This window comes from Streptomyces sp. SAS_281 (assembly GCF_052542855.1).
The window spans coordinates 1-4727 of the sequence record NZ_JBMNDO010000221.1; the positions used below are offsets into that span (position 1 = coordinate 1).

Consider the following 4727-nt stretch of genomic DNA (forward strand, 5'->3'; position numbering starts at 1 on the left):
CCCCCCCCCCCCCCCCCCCCCCCCCCCCCCCCCCCCCCCCCCCCCCCCCCCCCCCCCCCCCCCCCCCCCCCCCCCCCCCCCCCCCCCCCCCCCCGCCCCGGTGCGTGTCGGTGGCCGCGCGGGGGAAGGGGAACGGCCATGGTGGAACGCATGAACGTCACCGACATCCTGACCGATGGCTACACCCGCATCAAGGAGACCGTGCACGCGGCCGTCGAAGGCCTGGACCCCGACGACCTCCACGCCCGGCTCGACGACGACGCCAACTCGATCGCCTGGCTGGTCTGGCACCTGACCCGCGTCCAGGACGACCACATCGCGGACGCGGCCGGCACCGAACAGCTCTGGACCGCCCAGGACTGGGCCGGCCGCTTCGACCTGCCCCTCCCCGCCGACGCCACCGGGTACGGGCAGAGCAGCGAGCAGGTCGCGGCCGTCCGCGTGGGCTCGGCCGATCTGCTCCTGGAGTACTACGACGCCGTCCACGAGAACACGCTCGCCTACATCCGCGGCCTGGACGGCCATGCGCTGGGCCGCGTCGTGGACGAGGGGTGGGACCCGCCCGTCACCCTGGGGGTGCGGCTGGTCAGCGTCCTGTCGGACGACCTCCAGCACGCGGGTCAGGCCGCTTTCGTACGCGGAGTGCTCGAACGCCGCGCGTAGTGCCCCGGGCCCGTACCCACGATCCGCTTGAAGTGGCGGGTCAGGTGCGACTGGTCGTAGAAACCCGCCGCCCCGGCGACCACCGAGGCCGGGACCCCGCGCAGCAGCAGCCGCCGCGCCAGGTCGACCCGCCTGCCCGTGACGTACTGGTGCGGCGCCATCCCGAACTCCCGGCTGAACGCCCGTACCAGGTGGGTGTGATGGGCGTGCAGCCGCGCACCGGCCTCCTGGAGCGTGACGCCCTCGACGTAGGTCGCGTCGAGGAGCTCGCGCAGCCGGTGCGCGAGCCTGCCGTCGTGGACGTGCGGGGCGGAGCCGACCCGGCCGCCCAGATGCTGGGCGAGCCGTTCCGCGACCAGGGCGAGCCGGCTCGCCGCCTCCAGCTCGTCGCCCGGGGCCGCGAGCGTGCGGTGGAGGCGGTCGATACGGCTGCGCAGCGCCGGGTCGTGCAGCACCGGCCGGTCCACCGCCCGGCCGATCAGCCGTTCGTCCACCTGGCCGGTGTCGAGGTACAGCACGCGTTTGCGGAAGCCCTCGGGGGTGGCCGCCGCACCGTTGTGCGGGACGTGCGGCGGCAGCAGGGTCACCGTGTGGGTGAGCACACCGTGCTCGTGGTGGTCCAGGTCGTAGCGCACCATGCCCTCGTCCACGACCAGCAGCGTCCATGCGTCGTGCGTGTGCATGGGGTACGCGTGGTCGGTGAAACGCGCGTGGAAGACCTCGGCGATCCCCTCCACGGGTGGCGACCACGCGGTGATCTCGGGACGTGCTGCGGCCATACGCCGATCGTACGCCGGGCGGGCACCGCTCCCCGACGTGCAAAGTTCGTACAAGACCCGGCCCCGGGCGGCCCGGCAGGCTCGGGGCATGACAGCTGAGACCACCGCCCCCGCCCCCGTACGCTTCGACACCAAGATCGCCGTGCTGCTCAGGAACGACCTGGAGACCTGGCAGCGCCTGAACGTCACCGCCTTCCTGGTCAGCGGCCTCGGCACAGTCGCCCCGGAACTGATCGGCGAGCCCTGCACCGACGCGGACGACACCCCGTACCTGCCGATGTTCCGCCAGCCGGTCATGGTCTTCGAGGGCCCGAAGGAGATGCTGACCACCGCCCACACCCGTGCCGTCGGCCGGGGCGTCGCGCTGTCCGTGTTCACCTCGGACCTCTTCGCGACGGGCAACGACCGCGACAACCGCGCAGCGGTCCGCGCGGTGCACCGGAACTCGCTCGACCTGGTCGGGATCGCCGTGCACGGGCCTCGCAACGCGGTGGACAAGATCCTCAGGGGTGCGTCGATGCACCGGTGACGACGGCCGCGCCGCCCGCCGGAACGAGGGGCGGCGCGGTGGCGTCACAGGGCGCGGTCCACGACGTACGGGAACAGCGTGAGCATCTCCTCCAGCGCGTCGGGCGCCGACGAAACGCTCTCCAGGCAGGCCCGCGCCCGCTCCAGGTGACCGTGCGCCTCCGCCGTGGCGGCCGCCCGCCCGCCGGCCTCCTCCACCAGCGCGGCGGACCGCCCCACCGCCTCTTCGTCCAGCGGGCCGCCGCGCAGCAGAGCCGCCAGCTCGGTCGCGGCCGGTCCGCCGGCGGCGAGCGCGGCGAGCACCGGGTAGGTCTTCTTGCCGCGCCCGAGGTCGCCGTGCACCGGCTTGCCCGTGACCGCGGGATCGCCCCAGATGCCCAGCACGTCGTCCGCCGCCTGGAACGCCACGCCCAGGTGGCGTCCCGCCGCGGCCAGCGCGTCGGCCTCCGTGCGCCCGGCGCCCCCGAGCAGCGCGCCCAGACCGGCGGCGCAGCCGAGCAGCGCCCCGGTCTTGCGCTCGGCCATCTGCCGGTACTCGTGCGCCCGAACGGCGTCGGGACCGGTCCAGGGCCGCGTCTCGAAGAGCAGGTCGTCGGCCTGGCCGTGCACCAGGTCGGTGAGGGTTCCGGCGAGCAGCCGCAGCGCCGGCGCGCACTGCCTGCCCGGCGCGTCGGTGAGCGTCCGCACCGCCTGGGCGAACAACGCGTCCCCCGCGAGGACCGCCGGACCGGTTCCGTAGGTCTTCCACGCGGTGGCGCGCCGCCTGCGCGTCTCGTCGCCGTCCATGATGTCGTCGTGGAGCAGGGAGAAGGTGTGGATCAGCTCGACGGCGACCGCTCCGGGGAGCGCGTCCCGGGCCTCCGCCCCGACGGCCTCCGCGCCGAGCACGGCCAGTGCCTGGCGTACGCCCTTGCCCTGGGCGCCCGGCACATCGTCGCCGTCCACCCCGTCCCACCCGAGCGAGAACGCGGTGATCTCGGCGTGCCACGGGTGCAGTCGGCGCACGGCCCGGGACAGAGCGGGGCGGGTCAGGGCGCGGCAGCGGGCCAGAATCCGCGGTGCGGTCACCGGGGAGGCCGTCGGAGACGTCATCGCCCACCGCCCGTGGCCGCCGCCGTGTCCCCAGTGCGCTCCACGCCCAGCTCCGTGTACGCCCGGTCGACCATGTCCCGGGCGTTGAGCAGCCCGATCCGGTCGAGCGTGGCCCGCAGGGCGTCCAGGTCGGCGGCCGTCTCCCCGGCGTCCCGGCCGAGCCGCGCGAGCGACTTCACCAGTCCGAGCCGCGCCAGCGCCTCGCCCCGGGGCTCCGCCATCGCCCGGAACTCCTCCAGCGCCCCCGCGTAGCCCTGCCGGGCCTCCTCATGGCGTCCGGCGCGGTAGAGCACGTTGGCGCGCATCTTGTGGTTGTACGCCAGGGCGCTCGACAACTTCATCTCGCGGCAGGTGACCTCGGCCTCCGCCAGCAGTTCCAGCGCACGGTCCGGGTCGTTGTCGCGTACGGAGATGATGTCGGCCATGCCGCGCAGCGCCCAGGCCCGGCCCCGTCGGTCGTCGGCGTCACCGGCCAGCTGGGCCGCCTCCTCGAACATCGCCAGGGCGGTGTCGAAGGAGCCGGTGTTGCGGTGGATCTGCGCGATGCCCTCCAGGGCCCAGACGGTGTGGCGGGCCTCGCCGCGTGCCCGCGCCTCGGCGAGCAGTTGCTCGTGCAGCGCGGCGACGGTCCGGTAGTCGCCCTGGATGCGCCCGGTCTCCGCGAGGCCGGCGAGCGAGTAGCCCCGGGCGACGACGTCACCGCCCCGCTTGCCCATGTCCGCCGCCAGGCCCAGGAGCCGGAACGCGAGCCGGAGCCGGCCGCGCTGGCGGGCCAGCGTGCCGCCGCTCCACAGGGCCCAGGCCATCGCCCCGGCGTCGTCCGCCGCGCGTGCGGCGCGGTAACTCGCCTTCCACGCGGCGTCGGCGTCCCGGACCTGGCCGAGCCTGCGGTGCGCCTCGGCCACGGCGAGACCCGCGCGGGCCACTTCCCGGGCGGAGCCGGAGCGTTCGGCCTCGGCCAAGTGGCGTACGCCCTCGGCGAGTACGTCCGTGAGCGAGGCGTTCACGGACATCTTGGTGAGGGCGCCCTGGTATTCGGGCGCCAGTGCCTTGCTGTGCATGGAAGCCTTTCGCGCGGGCACGGCGGCCTCGGCCATGACTATGCAGTGCATGTATACACATAGCGCATAGTTGGCCGGATTCCCGGTCCGTGCTCAGGGGGAGGGGCGAGAGTGGTCGTGTGTGCGGCGTGCCGCCTTGCTGTGGATCAAGACCACGGATCGGCGCCCGGGGTTGCCTCGCCCCGGAAATTGTCGTCGGAACGGCGGACCGGGCGCGTTCCTGGCCGCGTCAGGCGGACCCCTCGGCCAGGTGCTCGACGAACCACGCGCGGGCCCGCTCGGCGACGTAGTCCAGCGTGCCCGGTTCCTCGAAGAGGTGCGTCGCGCCCGGGACGACGTCGAGCCGGTTCTCGCAGCACAGCGCCGCCTGGGCCCGGCGGTTCAGGTCCAGTACCCCGGTGTCCCGGCTTCCCACGAGCAGCAGCGTGGCGGAGCGGACCTCGCTCAGGCGGGCACCCGCCAGATCCGGCCGGCCGCCCCGCGACACGACCGCCCCGAAGCCCGTGTCCCGGTCCGCGCCCACGACGGCCGCCGCCTGGAGCGCGCCCCCCGCGCCCGTGCTCGCACCGAACACGCCGAGGGGCCCGGGCGCGCGGCCCCGCAC

The 4727-nt window shown here is 74.8% G+C and carries 6 protein-coding genes; 2 read left to right on the forward strand and 4 right to left on the reverse strand.

Annotated elements, in window-relative coordinates:
• Positions 1 to 150 precede the first annotated feature (150 nt).
• Positions 151 to 663: a mycothiol transferase gene (locus ACN6LM_RS37510; protein WP_445069904.1), complete on the forward strand. Its 513-nt coding sequence runs from the start codon at positions 151 to 153 to the stop codon at positions 661 to 663.
• On the opposite strand, the gene ACN6LM_RS37515 is transcribed toward ACN6LM_RS37510, so the two are convergent.
• Entirely contained in the window at positions 621 to 1442 is an 822-nt protein-coding gene (locus tag ACN6LM_RS37515; protein WP_445069900.1) for an AraC family transcriptional regulator, read from the reverse strand. The genes ACN6LM_RS37510 and ACN6LM_RS37515 overlap by 43 nt on opposite strands.
• An 88-nt stretch (positions 1443 to 1530) precedes the next feature.
• Between ACN6LM_RS37515 and ACN6LM_RS37520 the strand changes: the two genes are divergently transcribed.
• Positions 1531 to 1971: a DUF2000 family protein gene (locus ACN6LM_RS37520; RefSeq protein WP_445069901.1), complete on the forward strand. Its 441-nt coding sequence runs from the start codon at positions 1531 to 1533 to the stop codon at positions 1969 to 1971.
• Between the two features lie 44 nt (positions 1972 to 2015).
• Here ACN6LM_RS37520 and ACN6LM_RS37525 read toward each other — a convergent pair whose 3' ends face one another.
• From ACN6LM_RS37525 to ACN6LM_RS37535, 3 genes are all read right to left on the reverse strand, one after another.
• Positions 2016 to 3062 (reverse strand): polyprenyl synthetase family protein, encoded by a 1047-nt coding sequence (locus ACN6LM_RS37525; RefSeq protein ID WP_445069902.1) that lies wholly within the window; start codon positions 3060 to 3062, stop codon positions 2016 to 2018.
• Positions 3059 to 4123, reverse strand: coding sequence for a tetratricopeptide repeat protein (locus ACN6LM_RS37530; RefSeq protein ID WP_445069903.1), 1065 nt, complete (start codon positions 4121 to 4123; stop codon positions 3059 to 3061). The genes ACN6LM_RS37525 and ACN6LM_RS37530 overlap by 4 nt, the downstream gene beginning before the upstream one ends.
• Positions 4124 to 4352: 229 nt before the next feature.
• Positions 4353 to 4727 (reverse strand): dienelactone hydrolase family protein (locus tag ACN6LM_RS37535; RefSeq protein WP_458576029.1); only part of this gene is annotated, 375 nt, incomplete at its 5' end.